The sequence below is a fragment of the Arthrobacter sp. StoSoilA2 genome (assembly GCF_019977195.1).
Classification (GTDB): Bacteria; Actinomycetota; Actinomycetes; order Actinomycetales; family Micrococcaceae; genus Arthrobacter.
The window spans coordinates 1-17426 of sequence record NZ_AP024643.1 but is presented as its reverse complement, the minus strand read 5'-3'; the positions used below and the strand labels follow the sequence as shown (position 1 = coordinate 17426).

Sequence of the window (17426 nt, the reverse complement as noted above, 5' to 3'; positions counted from 1 at the left end):
TGTTCCTCAAGGCACGTAGGCTAGCTTCAAACGAGCATGTGTATCGGGAGGTAGTTGTGAAGAAATCAGACCGTATTGCCCGCGACCTTGAACACTCCGTTGCGGCTGGTGTGGATAACGCCCGCGACTGGGCGGCGCCCCGTGTGGAAGCAGCCGTCAATTGGGCTGTTCCCCGTATTCAGCACGGCATTGATACCGCTTCCCCCAAGATCCAGGAGGGACTGAAGTCGGCGGCGCACAACCTCGCCGACGGCGTGGCAACAGTTACGCCACGGCTTCAGGATGGGCTGGCGCACCTCGCGCCGAAGATCCATGACGCTGTGGAGGACGCCACACCCAAGATCCAGGAGACCCTTAATAAGGCAACTCCGGCCCTTGGACTCGCCCGGGACAAGGTAGTTGAGGAGTACCTGCCCAAGCTGTCCGAGCAGCTGGGCCAGGCTTCCGTAGTTGTCCATCACGTCCTTGAGAACGCGCCCGCCCAAGTGGATGCCGTTGCGCAAAAACTGGTGGACTCGGGTGTGGTCCACAGCGTGCAGGAGCAAGCTCAGGCCACCGGCAAGCAGATCAAGGCAGTGGCGGACCAGACCAGCAAGGCTGTTTCCCAGCAGTTGGCTGTCCAGCAGAAGCCGAAGAAACGCGGATGGCTGGTTGTCACAGTTATCGCGGCCGCGGTTGCTGCCGGTGTTGCTGCGTGGAAGGCCTCCAAGCCTGTGGAGGATCCTTGGAAGACGCCGGCCCCGGTCAATCCAACCCCTGCGCCAACGCCGGCCCCGGCTCCCGCAGACACTGCAGCATCAGCTACGGCGACGGCAACCGTGCCGGCCGAATCCAAAACTTCTGACATTACGCCCGAGGAAGCCGCTGCCGAAGTGGAGCAGGCAACCAAGGATGCGTTCGAGAAGGGCAAGGATTCCACGTCCAACGTCGCTACGGATGCCAAAACCGCTACCAGGAACATTGCGGCAAGCGGCCACAAGGACGACGACACCACGTCCACGTCCAAGGACTCCCAGCTCTAGGGTTCTGATTGGCCTGGTTCATAGAGGCCGCCATTGATACAAACACTGAAGGGATCCCGGCCAGCCCGGGATCCCTTCAGTGTTTGCCAGCTTGTAACCCAACAGTCCGCTGGGGACGCTCTGCCGGGTGTTAGATTTGAAGTGATGTCAGCCGATAGACCCGTTGCGGGTGCCCTCAAGGAAGTCCCGGTGCCTCCGGGGGTTTCAATCGTCATCCCGGCGTATAACGAGGAAAGCGTCATTCGCCAGTGCCTCATCGCGGCCATCTACCAGTCTGTTCCTGCTGAAGAAATCATCGTGGTGGACAATCTCTCCACCGACCGCACCCCCAGGATAGTGCGCCAGATGCAGCAGGAATACCCGGAAAGCCCCATTATCCTTTTACGGCAGGACGCCACGCAGGGACTCATTCCCACCCGCAACTTTGGGCTCAACAGCGCCAACGGGGAAATCGTAGGGCGCATCGACGCCGATTCCGTCCTCGAGCCTGACTGGGTTGAGCAAGTCCAGAAGGCCTTCATGGACCCGTCCGTCCAGGCGGCTACCGGACCTGTTGTCTATTACGACATGCCAATGCGCCGGTTCGGGCTCAAAGCGGATGACAAAATGCGCCAGCTGATGCTGCGCCTGGCCAAGCACCAGTACCACTTCCTGTTCGGTTCCAACATGGCCCTCCGTCGTACCGCATGGGAAACCATCCGGGACGAAACATGCCTGGATGAAAAGGATGAGATGCACGAGGACATCGACCTCTCACTGCACCTCGCCGAGCACGATCTCCATGTCCGGTATTGCCCGCAAATGGTGTCCGGCATGTCGGCCCGGCGCCTTGAGGACTCTCCTCGCGACTACCGCTATTACGTCACGCGCTTCGACCGGACGTACAAGGCGCACAACGTGAAGAAGATGGCCCTGAAAGCGCCCATGGTGGTGTTCTTCTCGGTCTACTTCCCCGCCAAACTCCTGCGGGCCATTCATACGGCCAACGCGGCGCAGGGCATTCGACGCAGCAGCCTTTAGGCCCTGGTCCAACAACTTCCTTCCGGCAACAGCACGCATGGCAACTTCCCGCCCGGCAACAGCACGCAGGGCAGTAGAAGCCCGACGGCGGAAGCTCAGTCAGTTCCCAGCTCGGCCTCCCGCCGGTCTGCTTCGCCTTTGTCGCGCCGTTGGCCGGCGACCACCACCGCAAGTCCAATGAGAATCAGCACAAGGCCGGCGTATGTCCCGGCTGGCAGTGTTTCGTTCAGGAAGATGGCCGCAAGGATCGCTGCCCCGGGAATTTCCAACAGGATGATCATGGAAACCAGCAAGGGGCTCATTGTGGCCAGCAGGTGGTTGAACGCAGTGTGTCCTACCAGCTGTGCACAAACGGTGATGGCGAGAATCCCAAGCCAACCTCCGGCGTCGAACCCTGCCAACGGTTGGCCACTGAGCAAAGCCAGCACAGCAACAATCGCGGCACACATTCCATAGCAGAGCGTGGTGTACGTGCCCGTTCCCATGGACTGGCGGGCCTTGCCGCCAGCCAGGGTGTACAGGCCGGCCAAAGCTCCGCCAGCCAGCGCCAGGACGTCGCCCAGCAGGGCCTGCGGTGAAGAGCCCATGTCGAATCCGGTAATGGCCACGACTCCGCCAAAGGCTATCCCCAAGCCCACCAGGACCGGCCAGCGATGGCGGGCGCCCCTGAACAACTGGAAGACCGCGATCCATGCTGACTGGAGGCAGACCAAGGCAGTGGCTGCAGCTACCGAGGTCAGCTGCAGTGCCGTGATGAAGCAAGCGAAGTGAAAGGCCAGGGCGACGGCGGCAACCGTGCACCAGCCAAACTCGCGGCGGTTGATCTTCCCAAACTGTTTGGGCTCCCGGATTGCCACCGGCGCCGCCATCACGACTGCTCCGATCGCGTTCCGCCAGAAGGCGATCGCCAACGCCGTCACTGACGTGGCACCCAAGGTGCCGGCGATCAATGGTCCTGACGAAGCCACGCCAAGGACTCCCAGCGCTGAAATGAGAAGATTCACGGATCAACCTTAGTTTGGTGCGGCACCCCTCCCGCCCTCTATGTGCGGCGCGGCCAGTGTGGTTGTCTTGATTCAACATTCCAGACAGTCGGCGACGGCTTTCCCAAGGGGACACCTGATTGAACACAACGCCCGTCCGTGGAGCCAGACGGAGACGATCAGTACTGCTGCTGATCGCAGTTGCGGCCCTGGCTGTCGCCCTGGTCGTTACGGGCTGGTTGGTGGTTTCCCGGGAACGGTCCGGTGGCCAAGGTACGGGCAAGACCGAAATCCCAAGTATCTTCCCCGTCCCACAACATCTCCAGGCCGGAGGGGGAGATCCCATCCCTCTGAACGGCCACGTTTACATTGTGGCTTCCCCCGGCACAGACCAAGCGTCCATCGCTGCCCTCCAAGACCTGGTGACAGGAGCCGGGGGTACCGCAGAAGCCGTGACAGCCCTGGACAGCCCAGCGGCCGGCAGTTCGGCCGTCTTCCTTGGCACCGCAGCGGATCCCACAGTAAGCCCGGTACTCAAAGAGCTGGGAAAGGAAAGCGCGGCGGACATCCAGAACGCAGTCAGCCGAGCTGAAGGCTACGCCATAGCCACTGGAAAAACTTCAGGGATTCCGATGGCGGTACTCGCCGGAACGGATGCCGACGGCGTTTTCCATGCCGTGCAAACCGCGCGCCAGTTGCTTAAGGATGGGGCCATGTCGGCGGCCCGGGTCAGTGATTGGCCGCTTATGGGAACCCGTGGCGTCATCGAAGGGTTTTACGGCACGCCATGGTCCCATCAGGCCCGTCTGGATGTCCTCAAATTTGCGGGACGCCAGAAAATGAATACCTACATCTATTCCCCAAAGGATGATCCATTGTTGCGGGAGAAGTGGCGGGCACTGTACTCGGACGAGGACCTCAAGCAACTACGGGAGCTGGTGGATACCGCCACTGCCAACCACATCCGCTTTACTTACGCGCTGTCCCCGGGCATCGATAGTTGCTATTCCGCCGAGGCGGATCTCAACTTTGCAGTGGCCAAGCTTGAATCCTTGTATTCGATCGGTGTCCGTTCGTTCGTGATTCCGCTTGATGACATTGCCACCAAAGTCCAGTGCGCAGAGGACCTCAAGGACTTTGGTGCAGGTCAAGCCAACCTGGCCAAAGCACAGGCTTCATTCCTCAATGACGTCAATGACCGGTTCATTTCGACAAAGCCGGACATCGAACCCCTGCAAACGGTTCCCACCTTCTACAACGGTTCCGGGAGCAATCCTTACAAGCGGGAACTTGGCCGGTCCCTGAACCCCGGGATCGTTGTCCAGTGGACCGGTGAAGATGTGGTCTCCCACAGGATCAGCGCCAACTCAGCCGAAACCGCCAGGCTGACATACGGGACCCCGGGTTCTCCACGGGACCTCGTCATTTGGGATAACTACCCCGTGAACGACTTTTCCCAGGACCACCTCTTCATGGCCCCGGTCATTGGGCGGGACCCGGATCTGTACAAATCAGTCCGCGGAATCGTGACCAATCCAATGATTGAGCCCTATCTGTCTCTCCCTGCCATCTTTAACTACGCCGACCTCTCATGGAACGGACCAGCGTACAAGCCCGGCAAGTCCATGGACGCAGCCCTGCAACAGGTCTCGGGCCCGGATCCGGAGGTCCGCGCAGCCGTAAGGGCTTTCGTGGACCTCAACCAAGACTGGCAGGACGACAAGCTCACTCCGTCTGCTCCGGAGCTCCGGCGGGACATGGGGCAGTTCTGGTCGGATTACGACGCCGGCAGGTCGCCTTCGGGCGGTCTGAAGGCGCGGGCTGAGCTGCTCCAGAAGCTATCGGAATTGTTGCCGAGGATGGCGGTGCCAGGCTTCGCGGAGGATGCCACCCATTGGGCAAAGGCGGCGGCCAATTACGGACGGGGTGTGGAGGAGGCCCTGATCATGCTCGAGGCTGCCAAGCGAGGGGATTCCCCTGCCGTGGCTGAAGCCCGCCGCAATGTCCAGGCTGCGTTGGCGGCGGCGGAAGCCAAGACGCAGCCGACACTGGAGCTCGGGGTGGTGACTCCTGTGCTGGGGGATGGTGAACTGAAGGCATTCCTGGAGCGGGCCCTTAACACCGTGGCTCAGGACAACTGAGTTTGCTCCAGCCCCCAAACTGGGTTGCGCAGTCAACTGAGTTGCTCAAGCCAAACTGGGTTAAACGCAAAAGTCCCGGTCATTTCTGACCGGGACTTTTCTTATGGTGGAGGCACGGGGACTCGAACCCCGAACCCCCTGCTTGCAAAGCAGGTGCGCTACCAATTGCGCCATGCCCCCATAAGAAGCAACCCGTCAATCATACCCCATGTCAGGACCGGCTTTTGCCAGTTCCAGACCGGGCTCCGTGGCTAGTCGACCTTGTCGGTTGACTTGCTCCAGAGATCCTTCCGGGCTTCGGATTCCTGCGCCTTTTTATAGACCAGGACGCCTGCGACCGCCGCTGCAACTACCACCAGCAACTTCTTCACAAGCACCTCATTCCGGTTCAGTGTTACCTGAACCTGTTAGGTTCCGTGGGCGTACCAGGACTTGAACCTGGGACCTCTTCGTTATCAGCGAAGCGCTCTAACCGCCTGAGCTATACGCCCCGATGCCTCATCGGGCCGAGATATGACTGTACAGCACATCCCGGCCCGATCTCAAATCGAGGCATTCCGGCCGCTGAATCCCACCGTTTTCGGCGTAAATCCGCGGCTTTTTGCTAGTCGTCCGTCAGGGTGACGCCGATGCCGCCAACCAACGTTGCCGAAATGTTATAGAGCACGGCAGAGAGCATCGACAGGGCGGTCAGCAGAACCACATTCACCACGGCAATAATCGTGGCAAAGGAAGCCACCTGGCCAAGTGAAGCGATTTTCTTCAGCTCGAAACCACTGCCTTCGGATCCGGCCAAGGTTCCAAGCAGGCTGTCCACCTGGTTGAAGATGCCTGTGAGATCCAACACAGTCCACAGCACGATCGCGGCGACAACGGTGACGATGCCCAGTGCCACGGACAGCAGGAACGCCATCTTCAACACCGACCACGGGTCAACCTTGCTGACAAGCAGGCGCGCACGACGCACCTTGGCCTTGGGGGCTGGCTTCACAAGTCCCGGGCCGCCCTGGGCAGGGCGTTGACCGGGGGCACCAGCCGGACGCTGCCCCGGCTGCGCAGGCCGCTGGCCGGGAACTCCGGCGGGACGCTGCCCGGCTGAAGCGGGGCGTTGTCCAGGAGCTCCTGCTGGTCGCTGGGCCGAGTTGGTGGCAGTTGCCGGCCGGGCTCCGGCAGCTCCGGCACCGGCAGGGCCAGCTCCCGGGCGTTGCTGGGGCCTTGCAGGCGCTCCTGCCTGCGTGCTGCCCGAGGGCTGCCGGAGTCCGCCGGGGACACCTGTGCTCGGCTTGGGATATGAGTCGGAATTACTCACTCGTTACCTCCGGTGTTGTCTTCGTTCAGCTCCGCGCCCGATTCTGTATCCGGGTCCACGTCGTTTTCCGTTTCTGACGTGACGGTCGCCTCAATGGCTCCGTCTTCTGCAGCCAACGTTACGTCATCGTCCTGTCCGTCCTCGGACTCTTCGCCTTCCAAACCGCGTTCGCTGTTGCGGGCGACCTCAATAATGCGGTCGTTCTTGTCGGGCTTGGCAAAGATGACGCCCATGGTGTCACGGCCCTTTGCCGGGACGCCACTCACGGCAGAGCGGACCACCTTGCCGCCCTCCATGACCACCAGGACTTCGTCTTCTTCCTGCACAATCAAGGCGCCCACAAGGTCACCGCGATCCTCCGCGAGCTTGGCAACCTTGATCCCAAGGCCGCCACGGCCCTGCAGACGGTACTCATCCACGGCGGTGCGCTTCGCATAGCCGCCCTCGGTCACGATGAAGACGAAGGAGCCGTCCTGAACCACATCAGCGGCCAACAGTTCGTCATCTTCACGGAACTTCATACCCGTCACACCTGACGTTGCCCGGCCCATCGGACGTAGGGCATCGTCCGTGGCGGTGAAGCGGATGGACTGGCCCTTGCGCGACACCAGCAGGAGGTCATCAGTTTCACTGACCAGCTGTGCGGAGACGAGTTCGTCACCGTCGCGCAGGTTGATGGCGATGACACCGGCGGTGCGGTTGGTGTCGTAGTCCTCAAGCCTGGTCTTCTTGACCAAACCGTTCTTTGTTGCAAGCACCAGGTAGGGAGCTTGCTGGTAATCGCGAAGATCCAGGACCTGTGCGATGTGCTCATCGGGCTGGAATGCCAGCAGATTTGCTACATGCTGTCCCTTGGCGTCGCGTCCCGCTTCTGCCAGTTCGTAGGCCTTGGCACGGTAAACCCGGCCCAGGTTGGTGAAGAACAACAGCCAGTGGTGCGTGGTGGTCACAAAGAAGTGCTCCACGACGTCGTCGCCGCGCAACTGGGCACCCTTGATGCCCTTTCCGCCGCGCTGCTGCGAGCGGTAGTTGTCACTGCGTGTGCGCTTGACGTAACCACCACGGGTAATGGTGACGACCATTTCCTCTTCAGGGATCAGGTCCTCCATGGACATGTCCCCGTCGAAGCCCATGAGAATGTGCGTCCGGCGGTCATCGCCGTGCTTTGCAACAATCTCAGCAAGTTCCTCGCTGATGATCTGGCGTTGACGCTCTTCCGAAGCCAAAATCGCGTTGTACTCCTCGATCATGGCTTCGAGTTCGGAGTGACGGTCCTGGATCTTCTGGCGTTCCAAGGCAGCCAAACGGCGCAGCTGCATATCGAGGATTGCGCGGGCCTGGAGTTCATCGATCTCCAGGAGCTCCATGAGTCCCTCGCGGGCTGCCTCTGTGGTGTTGGACGCGCGAATGAGGGCGATAACCTCATCAAGCATGTCCAGCGCCTTAAGGAGTGCACGCAGGATGTGTGCTTCTTCCTCAGCCTTGCGCAAGCGGTAACGCGTCCGGCGGGCGATGACGTCCATCTGGTGTGTCACCCAGTGCCGGATGAAGGCGTCCAGGCTCAAGGTGCGGGGAACGCCGTCGACGATTGCCAGCATGTTCGCTGAGAAGTTGTCCTGAAGCTGCGTGTGCTTGTACAGGTTGTTCAGGACGACCTTGGCCACAGCATCGCGCTTCAGCACGATCACGAGGCGCTGACCGGTACGGCCCGAGGTTTCATCGCGGAGGTCCGCGATGCCTTGGATCTTGCCGTCCTTGACCAGTTCGGCGATCTTGATGGCCAGGTTGTCCGGGTTGGCCTGGTAAGGCAGTTCGGTGACCACCAGGCAGGTGCGGCCCTGGAGTTCCTCCACGTTGACCACTGCGCGCATTGTGATGGAGCCACGGCCAGTGCGGTAGGCGTCCTCGATGCCCTTGTGACCGAGGATGGTGGCACCCGTGGGAAAGTCCGGTCCCTTGATCCGCTGCAGGAGCGCCTCAAGGAGTTCCTCCCGTGAAGCGGTGGGGTTGTCGAGGGCCCACTGCACGCCTTCGGCAACCTCGCGCAGGTTGTGCGGCGGAATGTTGGTGGCCATACCCACCGCGATACCGGAGGAACCATTCACCAGCAGGTTCGGGAAACGCGCCGGCAGGATGGTGGGTTCCTGGTTCTTGCCGTCGTAGTTGTCCTGGAAGTCGACGGTTTCTTCGTCGATGTCGCGGACCATTTCCATGGCCAGTTGGGCCATCTTGGTTTCGGTATAACGGGGAGCAGCAGCGCCGTCGTTGCCGGGGGAACCGAAGTTGCCCTGGCCCAGGGCCAGCGGGTAACGCATGGTCCAGTCCTGGATCAAGCGGACCAGGGCGTCGTAGATAGCCATATCACCGTGAGGGTGATAGGTACCCATGACGTCACCCACAACACGGGCGCACTTGTTGAAAGAACGGTCAGGACGGTAGCCGCCGTCGAACATCGCGTACAGAACGCGGCGGTGCACCGGCTTGAGGCCGTCGCGGACGTCCGGGAGCGCGCGCCCAACGATAACGGCCATGGCGTAGTCCAGGTAGGAGCGCTGCATTTCAGTCTGCAGGTCCACCTGCTCGACGCGGTCAGTCAGCACATCGCCTTCAAGGATGAGGTCGTCGACGGTGGGTTCCGCCGGGACTTCGGGAGTTTCGTCACTCATAGTCTAAGTTTTCCGTTTCAGGTATATGTCAGCTCTGGAATATCTACGCCTTGTAAGGCACTAGATATCCAGGAACCTGACGTCCTTGGCGTTCTGCTGGATGAAGTTACGGCGCGATTCGACGTCCTCGCCCATCAGTACCGAGAAGGTCTGATCGGCAGCCAGGGCATCGTCCATGGTGACCTGCAAAAGAGTGCGGCGGTCCGGGTCCATGGTGGTGTCCCACAACTCGGTGTAGTCCATTTCACCAAGACCCTTGTAACGCTGGATTCCGTTGTCCTTGGGAAGGCGCTTGTTCATGGCCGCCCCCTTGCGGATGGTGTCGTCCCGTTCGCGATCGCTAAAGACGTAGTCGTGGGCGGCGTTGGACCACTTGATGCGGTACAGCGGCGGCTGCGCAAGGTAGACGTACCCGTTCTCAATCAGCGGGCGCATGTAGCGGAACAAGAGCGTCATCAACAGCGTGGTGATGTGCTGGCCGTCAACATCGGCGTCTGCCATCAGGACGATCTTGTGATAGCGCAGCTTGGCGATATCGAAATCTTCGCCAATGCCGGTGCCGAAGGCTGTAATCATGGACTGGACTTCGGCATTGCCGAGTGCCTTGTCCAGGCGAGCACGTTCAACGTTAAGGATCTTGCCCCGCAACGGCAGGATGGCTTGAGTTTCGGGGTTGCGTCCCCGCTTGGCCGAGCCACCTGCGGAGTCACCCTCCACCAGGTAGACCTCGCAACGCGAAGGATCCTTGGAAGAGCAGTCGGACAACTTGCCCGGCATGCCGAAGGATTCCAGCGGGCTCTTGCGGCGGGCATTATCGCGCGCCTTGCGGGCAGCCATACGTGCCTGCGCAGCGGAAATGGCCTTCCGGATGACGTCACGGGCAGGACCGGGGTTGCGCTCCAACCAGTCGCCCAACTGGTCCGTGACAACGCGCTGGACGAAGCCCTTGACCTCTGAATTGCCCAGTTTGGTCTTGGTCTGGCCTTCAAACTGCGGCTCGGAAAGCTTTACCGAGATGACGGCCGTCAGACCTTCACGGATGTCATCACCGGTAAGGTTGTCTTCTTTTTCCTTGATGATGCTTTTCTCCCGCGCGTAACGGTTGATCAGCGAGGTCATTGCAGCGCGGAAACCTTCTTCGTGGGTTCCGCCCTCGTGGGTGTTGATGGTGTTCGCGTATGTGTGGACACTTTCGGAGTACGCGGTTGTCCACTGCATGGCGACCTCGACGGCGATGTGGCGCTCAGTGTCTTCGGTTTCGAACGCGATGACGTCCTCGTGGACGATCTCCACCTTCTTGCTCGAGTTCAGGTGCTTGACGTAGTCCAACAAGCCGTCCGGGTACTGGTAGACCACTGTGCGGTGCTCGGCGGCAACTTCACCTTCGGTGGCGACGGCGTCGAGATCCAGATCGTCCTCACCTTCCCGGGCTACGGGACGTTCGTCGGTCAGGGTGATCCGCAGGCCCTTGTTGAGGAAGGCCATCTGCTGGAAGCGCGCACGAAGCGTCTCGAAGTCGAATTCGGTGCTCTCGAAGATGGTGCCGTCAGGGTAGAACGTCTGTGACGTCCCTGTTTGGTCCGTCTCTTCTCCCTTGACGAGTTCGCCCTGGGGCTTGCCGCCGTCTGCGAATGACATGCGCCAGACGTGGCCCTGGCGCCGGACTTCCGTGTTCACCCGGCGGGACAGTGCGTTCACCACAGAGATACCCACGCCGTGAAGACCACCGGAAACCGCGTAACCGCCGCCGCCAAACTTACCGCCAGCGTGCAGGATGGTCATCACGACTTCGACGGTGGGCTTGCCCTCGGTGGGGTGGATGTCAACAGGGATGCCGCGGCCGTCGTCAACAACCTGGACACCGCCGTCTGCGCGGAGCGTAACTTCAATGTGCGTGCAGAATCCAGCCAGAGCTTCATCGACAGAGTTATCCACCACTTCATAGACCAAGTGGTGCAAACCGCGCGGACCGGTGGAACCGATGTACATACCGGGACGCTTGCGTACCGCTTCAAGGCCCTCCAGGACAGTGATGTCGCTGGCACCATACTCCCTGGGGGTTTCCGCGGGCGTGTCAGGCTTAGGAACAGTGTCCTCTTCGGGCTCTACTGCCAAGGTCTCTGCATTGTCGTTAGCCACAGGCGCTTTCGACTCCTCTGTATTCGATGACGGCCGTTCCCCGTTGAAGGCTTCGGCAAGCCGAGGCCTTCAACGAGCACGTGACTGATTGCGCCGATTACTCCGACGAAGAGGGCCCTGGAACCCACGAAAGTGTTTCCAGGACCCCGACGACGTTTCACCGGCGCTCAGTGATCTACGCCAATTCTATCGTGGAAATGCCGGAATCCTTGCAAATACGGGGGCAGCCGAGAGCTGAATGTGCCTATGGGAGGCCACTGGCCCTATCTGAAACGGCCCTACGGTGGTCCTGATGGGGGCCTATACGACTCGGGGGCGTTGAAACGCCCTGCACGCCGTTTAGCCGTACGTGTCCCGGGGTCCCCGACCGTTGACGCTGCGCCCACCTTTGCGCCAACTTGGCGCAGACGGACCGAGCACGTGGATGCTGGTCACCACGCCTTCCCCCAGTTCATTCCGGAACATCTCCAGCAGGCTTGTACTCAGCAATCGCAATTGGGTTGCCCATGCCGTGGAGTCGCAACGGACATGAAGTGTGGTGTCAGTAAAGCTCTCCGGCGTGCAGTGCGCAGAAATGTCCGCGCCCACCAACGTTTCCCACTCGGCCATGACCGAGCCAACGGCCACGGGCGACGTCCAACCACGTTCTGCCACCAACCGGCCAACGACCTTCCCCAGGCCCAACGGGTCACGTCCGGTCCCATGAAACTGGGTAAAACCCCTGGTGTCGCGAAGGCCCTTGCGTTTAGGCGCGGATCCGGGGCGGGGAGCCCGCTGCCTGACTTCGCCTCGGGCCGCTGCGGCCTCCCGCATCCGGTTCAGCGCGGCTTGGGCAGCATCGATTTCGTCCGGATCGCGGCCGGGTTGAAGTCCGTCGGGGCTATCCTTCGCCATCGATGCCTCCCGGAACAACGGTTATACGCCGCCCGGCCAGCTCCTCGGGAATATCGGCGATGACGGCGGCCGTGACGAGTACCTGTTCGGCACCGGCCACTATTGCTGCCAGTTTACGCCGGCGCTGGACATCGAGTTCTGCAAAGACATCGTCAAGAATGAGGATCGGCGCGGTACCGCCGGTACGCGCATCATCCAGCATGACGTAGTAGGAAGCGAGGCGCAGCGACAAGCACATGGACCACGTTTCACCGTGTGAAGCGTAGCCCTTGGCCGGTGCTTGCCCAAGCACGAGCTCCAATTCGTCCCGGTGCGGGCCCACCAGGGAGATGCCCCGCTCCAGTTCCTTCTTGCGGGAGGCGGCGAAAGCCTGGACGTAGCGCTCAGTGAGTTCGTCAACCGACAACAGCCTGAGGTCCTCGCCCGACGCCGAAGGTTCCGTTGGGCGATCGGCCGGCCCGCCGTCGTCGTCCAGTACGCCCTGGATGGTTGAGCGGTACACCGCGCCGGCGTCTTTGGAACCGTCAGTGAGCTGCGCGTAGGCACTGTTCAAATGCGGACGCAGGCGCTCTACCAGTTCCAGCCGTGCGTGCAAAAGCTCAGCACCGGCGCGTGCCATGTGCTGGTCCCAAACATCCAGCGTGGCCTCATGGCCTGCAGTAAATTTGCCCGTCCGGGCCGATTTCAGCAGGGCGTTGCGTTGCTTCAACACTCTGTCGTAGTCGCTGCGGGTAGCCGCGTGGCGCGGAATCAGGCTAACCAGGAGCTCGTCAAGGAAGCGTCTGCGGTTGGAGGGATCGCCCTTGACCAGCGCCAAGTCCTCAGGCGCAAAGAGGACTGTCTGGCAGATGCCCAAAATGTCCCTGGCACGCACCGGGTTTCCGCGATTTATCCGGCCGCGGTTTGCCCGGCCTGCATTAATTTCCACCTCGATAACCGTGGACTGCTCGCCGCGCACCAACTTTGCCCTGATCATTGCGCGCTCGGCGCCGAAGCGAAGGAGTGGGGCATCCGTACTGACACGATGCGAGCTCAGGGTTGCCAAATATCCGATGGCTTCCATGAGGTTGGTCTTACCGATCCCGTTCGAACCCACCAGGACAGTAACCCCGGGGCCGAGCTTCAGGTCAACCTGGGCGTAGCTGCGGAAATCGGTCAGCGAAAGATGTTCAAGATACACGCCGTCTGCTGGACTCCTGCGGCCTAGTTGGCCGGACGTGTGGCGTGTCCGCCAAACTGGTGGCGCAACGCTGAAACCATCTTCATGGCCGGTGAGTTGTCTTCGCGGGAAGAGAACCGGGCAAAGAGGGCCGCTGTGATGGCCGGTGCCGGAACAGCGTTGGCAATTGCCTCTTCCACAGTCCAACGGCCTTCGCCGGAGTCTTCCACGTAGTCATCGATCGAGGCCAGTCCCGGATCCTCGTCGAGTGCTTTGACCATGAGATCCAGAAGCCAGGAGCGCACGACGGTTCCTTTTTGCCAGGCCCGGAAGGTTCCTGGAAGATCCTTCACGATGTCCTTGGCCGCCAGCAATTCATAACCCTCGGCATAGGCTTGCATGAGCCCGTACTCGATGCCGTTGTGAACCATCTTGGCGTAGTGGCCGGCTCCAACCCCGCCTACGTGGACGAAGCTATCGGCTCGTTCGCCTTCAGGGCGGAGGGCATCGAAGACCGGCATGGCCAGTTCGATGTCTTCCTCAGCGCCGCCAGCCATGAGCCCGTAACCGTTCTGTAGGCCCCAAACACCGCCCGAAACCCCGCAGTCCGCGAAGCGGATGCCTTTTTCAGCGAGTGCAGCAGCGTGTTTCTGGTCCTCAGTGAAACGTGAGTTGCCGCCGTCGATGACCAAGTCGCCCGGGCTGAGCTTTTCGCCGAGTTCGGTGATCACGGCATCGGTGATGTCGCCTGACGGAACCATGACCCAAACGAGCTTCGGAGAGGGCAAGGCAGCGATCAGGTCGTCCACGGAAGCGACGTCTGTCACGTCGGGGTTACGGTCGAATCCAGTTACTTCGATGCCACCGTTCCGCATGCGTTCCCGCATGTTGAAACCCATTTTTCCAAGGCCGATCAGTCCGATGTGCACGGGGTGAACTCTTTTCTGCGCTAGTGGATAGGTGGCGGATCGCTAGTTTGGAAGGCGAACCGGCATCACGAGGTAGCGGTAGTCATCCTGGTCTTCGCCATCAGCCTCAGCCTGGGCCGTGATCATGGCTGGTTTGGGGGCGGTGGTGAAGGAGAACCGAACGTACTTCGTCTCGATGACGCTCAAGCCTTCAACGAGGTAGTGCGGATTGAAGGCGACCGTGATGTCCTCGCCGGAGAGCTGGGCTTCCAGTTCTTCGGACGCCTGCGCATCTTCGCCCGTACCGGCGTCGAGGTTCAGCAGACCCTGGCTGAAGGCCAGGCGGACGGGTGTGTTGCGTTCTGCCACAAGCGACACACGACGAACCGCTTCAACGAGTTCCTGTGTTTGGACCGTTGCGTGGATGGGTGTGGAGTCCGGGAAGAGCGAACGGATTTTGGGGTAGTCGCCATCCACGAGCAGGGACGTGGTGGTTCGGCCTCCACTTTCGAAGCCGATCAGGCGGCTGTCGTCGTCAGCGAGTGCAAGGTTGATGTCCCCACTGCCGCCGAGGGTCTTTGCCACCTCGTTCAGCGTCTTGGACTTGACCAGCGCGCTGGTGGAAATGCCAGGAGTTACGGGCTTCCACGGGACTTCGCGCATGGCGAGGCGGTAGCGGTCCGTAGCGAGGAGAGTGATCATGTCATCCTCGATTTCCATGCGCACGCCGGTGAGGATCGGCAGGGTGTCGTCCTTGCTGGCAGCGATGATCACCTGGGAAACAGCCTGCGCGAAGGCGTCACCTGGCAAGGTGCCGCTGATGGTTGGCAACGCCGGAAGTGCCGGGTACTCCGCCTCAGGCATCGTAGCCAGGTGGAAACTGCTGCGCCGGCAGGTGAGGGTGACTTTGCTCCCGTCGGTTTCAACTTCCACGGGAGCTGAAGGGAGGCTGCGGCAAATGTCTGCCAGGAGACGGCCGGACACCAGAATGGTGCCCTCCGCGGTGATATCCGCCGGGATCTCAAGGCGGGCTGATGTTTCGTAGTCGAAGCTCGAAAGGCTTACCGTTCCTGCCTCGGCTTTGAGGAGGAGGCCGGAAAGCACAGGTACGGGCGGCCGCGGAGACAACGACCGCGCGGTCCACGTAACGGCTTCTGCCAGGACGTCGCGGTCGACTCTGAACTTCACGGAAGGGTGCCGCCTTTCATTGCTGCTGCCAAGTAGTAGCTGCGGATCCCTGCCTGGAACCCGCCAAACCTTTGCTGTCCGATACCGGAACCTGCATGGTCCGCACTCAAGCGAACTACAAACAGACCCAAGGATGGGAGCGCTGCTGACAGCTTAGCCGGAAGATCCGCGATTAACCCATCCCCGGCAGCACTCGCCCCTCGTATGTGGATAGCCGGAGGCTGGCCGTTCATGGGGTTGATTGGTCTGCCGGCGGCAGACCGGTGTGGCGCAGAACGAGATTGTTATTTGAGGGATTTCAATTTTTTGGGATTCGTAGTGTTAATAACTGCTGTGGAAACTGTGGATAACTGGATCTGGCCGCACGGTTCCGGGGTTAAGCCCTGTTCACGGATTGTGCGTTAACTGGGTTTTAAACAGGGTGTGGATGGGGACAACTCCCAACCCGGTTTTTAACGATCCACAGATGCCTTAAGGGTTTTAAGCCCATTAACCGCGCTTGTCCCCTTAAGTATCCACAGGGTTATCCACACGCACCTGTTAATAAGGTATGTAGTGCGCGGCCGGATGTGGATTCAGGAGTCCCGCTGCTGCTGCTTGATGCGGTTTGTGAGTTCCGTGACCTGGTTGTAAATCACACGACGCTCGGCCATCAGCTCACGGATCTTGCGGTCGGCGTGGATGACCGTGGTGTGGTCTCGTCCGCCGAGCTCCTGTCCGATCTTCGGCAAGGACATGTCAGTGAGTTCGCGGCAGAGGTACATCGCGATCTGGCGGGCGGTGACAAGCGTGCGGGTACGGGACTTGCTGCAAAGCTCTTCCATGCTGAGCTTGAAGTAGTCAGCCGTCTGGTCCAGGATCTGCTTCGCCGTGATCTCCTGGGCGCCGTCGTCCGTGATGAGGTCCTTGAGGACCATCTCGGCGAGGGCCACGTCCACCGGCTGTCGGTTCAGGCTCGCAAAGGCAGTGACGCGGATCAGGGCACCTTCAAGTTCCCGGATGTTGCTGGAGATCTTGGAAGCGATGTACTCCAGGGCGTCGTCCGGCGCGGACAGTCCTTCGCTGAGGCCCTTCTTGCGGAGGATGGCAATGCGGGTTTCCAGTTCAGGCGGCTGGATGTCCGTCAGCAGGCCCCACTCGAAACGCGAGGTCATCCGGTCCTCGAAGCCTGCCAACATCTTGGGAGGCTGGTCGGAGGTAATGACCACCTGCTTGTTGGCGTTGTGCAGGGCGTTGAACGTGTGGAAGAACTCCTCCTGGGTCCGGTCCTTACCCGCCAGGAACTGGATGTCGTCGATAAGCAGCACATCCACGTTTCGGTACGTGGTCTTGAAGCTCGTGCCTTCGTCATCGCGGATCGAGTTGATGAAGTCGTTGGTGAACTCTTCGGAGTTGACGTACCGTACGCGGATTCCGCTGTAGAGGCGACGGGCATAGTGGCCGATCGCGTGAAGGAGGTGCGTCTTGCCGAGCCCGGAGTCGCCATAGATGAACAACGGGTTGTAGGCCTTGGCCGGGGCCTCGGCTACTGCAACCGCGGCCGCGTGGGCGAAGCGGTTGGAGGAACCGATCACGAAGGTGTCGAAGATGTACTTCGGGTTTAGCCGGCCGAATTCATGCGAGGTGCTGGGCGGTGTCGGCTGCGGCTTAGGTTCAGCCGCCAGGTCCGGCATCGTGGAATGCTCGACGGCGGGTTCCGGCTCTTCGTGAATGGGCACCAGATCGGTGTCAACGTCGATCGCGCAACGGATGTCATCGGAAAAGACGCTGCGGAGGGCGTCGTCAAGGGCGTCCTTGACCTGCGTCTGCAGGACTTCCCGGGTGAGCTCGTTGGGAACGGCGACCAGAAGCGTGGAGCCGATGAGCCCTTGGGCCTGGGCGAGGATGACGAAACCGCGCTGGCGGGGTGTGACCCGGTCGTCCTGTTCCAGAAGGCTAAGCACCCTGCGCCAGGAACTTCCGACAGTATTGGCGTGGTTGGCTTCGTCTACTGTCAT

The 17426-nt window shown here is 60.9% G+C and carries 13 protein-coding genes and 2 tRNA genes; 3 read left to right on the top strand and 12 right to left on the bottom strand.

What is annotated here, in order from left to right:
* Positions 1–56 precede the first annotated feature (56 nt).
* Positions 57–1022, top strand: coding sequence for a hypothetical protein (locus LDN82_RS00075; RefSeq protein ID WP_224165939.1), 966 nt, complete (start codon positions 57–59; stop codon positions 1020–1022).
* A gap of 144 nt (positions 1023–1166) precedes the next feature.
* Positions 1167–2042: a glycosyltransferase family 2 protein gene (locus LDN82_RS00070; protein ID WP_224165938.1), complete on the top strand. Its 876-nt coding sequence runs from the start codon at positions 1167–1169 to the stop codon at positions 2040–2042.
* A 95-nt stretch (positions 2043–2137) separates the two neighbouring features.
* Here the strand turns inward: LDN82_RS00070 and LDN82_RS00065 are convergent, their stop codons facing one another.
* A complete protein-coding gene (locus LDN82_RS00065) occupies positions 2138–3046 on the bottom strand; it encodes a DMT family transporter (protein ID WP_224165937.1) in 909 nt (302 codons plus the stop codon).
* Between the two features lie 119 nt (positions 3047–3165).
* Between LDN82_RS00065 and LDN82_RS00060 the strand changes: the two genes are divergently transcribed.
* Positions 3166–5166, top strand: a complete 2001-nt coding sequence (locus LDN82_RS00060) for a beta-N-acetylglucosaminidase domain-containing protein (RefSeq protein ID WP_224165936.1) — start codon at positions 3166–3168, stop codon at positions 5164–5166.
* Between the two features lie 104 nt (positions 5167–5270).
* Here LDN82_RS00060 and LDN82_RS00055 read toward each other — a convergent pair.
* The 11 genes from LDN82_RS00055 to dnaA all read right to left on the bottom strand — a co-directional run bounded on the left by LDN82_RS00055 (position 5271) and on the right by dnaA (position 17426).
* Positions 5271–5346 (bottom strand) — tRNA-Ala (locus LDN82_RS00055).
* Positions 5347–5417: 71 nt separating this feature from the next.
* Positions 5418–5537: a DLW-39 family protein gene (locus tag LDN82_RS00050; RefSeq protein ID WP_216924378.1), complete on the bottom strand. Its 120-nt coding sequence runs from the start codon at positions 5535–5537 to the stop codon at positions 5418–5420.
* Positions 5538–5583: 46 nt separating this feature from the next.
* Positions 5584–5657 (bottom strand) — tRNA-Ile (locus LDN82_RS00045).
* Positions 5658–5770: 113 nt separating this feature from the next.
* On the bottom strand, positions 5771–6475 hold the full coding sequence (locus LDN82_RS00040; RefSeq protein WP_224094504.1) for a DUF3566 domain-containing protein: 705 nt from the start codon (positions 6473–6475) through the stop codon (positions 5771–5773).
* Positions 6472–9141, bottom strand: a complete 2670-nt coding sequence (gene gyrA, locus LDN82_RS00035; RefSeq protein WP_224094503.1) for a DNA gyrase subunit A — start codon at positions 9139–9141, stop codon at positions 6472–6474. Before gyrA ends, LDN82_RS00040 begins: the two co-directional genes overlap by 4 nt.
* 60 nt (positions 9142–9201) lie before the next feature.
* Positions 9202–11280 (bottom strand): DNA topoisomerase (ATP-hydrolyzing) subunit B, encoded by a 2079-nt coding sequence (gyrB, locus tag LDN82_RS00030; RefSeq protein ID WP_224165935.1) that lies wholly within the window; start codon positions 11278–11280, stop codon positions 9202–9204.
* Positions 11281–11619: 339 nt separating this feature from the next.
* Positions 11620–12174: a DciA family protein gene (locus LDN82_RS00025; protein WP_224094502.1), complete on the bottom strand. Its 555-nt coding sequence runs from the start codon at positions 12172–12174 to the stop codon at positions 11620–11622.
* Positions 12161–13354, bottom strand: coding sequence for a DNA replication/repair protein RecF (gene recF, locus LDN82_RS00020; protein ID WP_224165934.1), 1194 nt, complete (start codon positions 13352–13354; stop codon positions 12161–12163). Before recF ends, LDN82_RS00025 begins: the two co-directional genes overlap by 14 nt.
* Positions 13355–13377: 23 nt before the next feature.
* Positions 13378–14262, bottom strand: a complete 885-nt coding sequence (gene gnd, locus LDN82_RS00015) for a phosphogluconate dehydrogenase (NAD(+)-dependent, decarboxylating) (RefSeq protein ID WP_224165933.1) — start codon at positions 14260–14262, stop codon at positions 13378–13380.
* Positions 14263–14304: 42 nt separating this feature from the next.
* Complete coding sequence (gene dnaN, locus LDN82_RS00010; RefSeq protein WP_224094501.1) at positions 14305–15429, bottom strand: DNA polymerase III subunit beta; 1125 nt, start codon at positions 15427–15429, stop codon at positions 14305–14307.
* 575 nt (positions 15430–16004) lie between these two features.
* Positions 16005–17426 (bottom strand): chromosomal replication initiator protein DnaA, encoded by a 1422-nt coding sequence (dnaA, locus tag LDN82_RS00005; RefSeq protein WP_224165932.1) that lies wholly within the window; start codon positions 17424–17426, stop codon positions 16005–16007.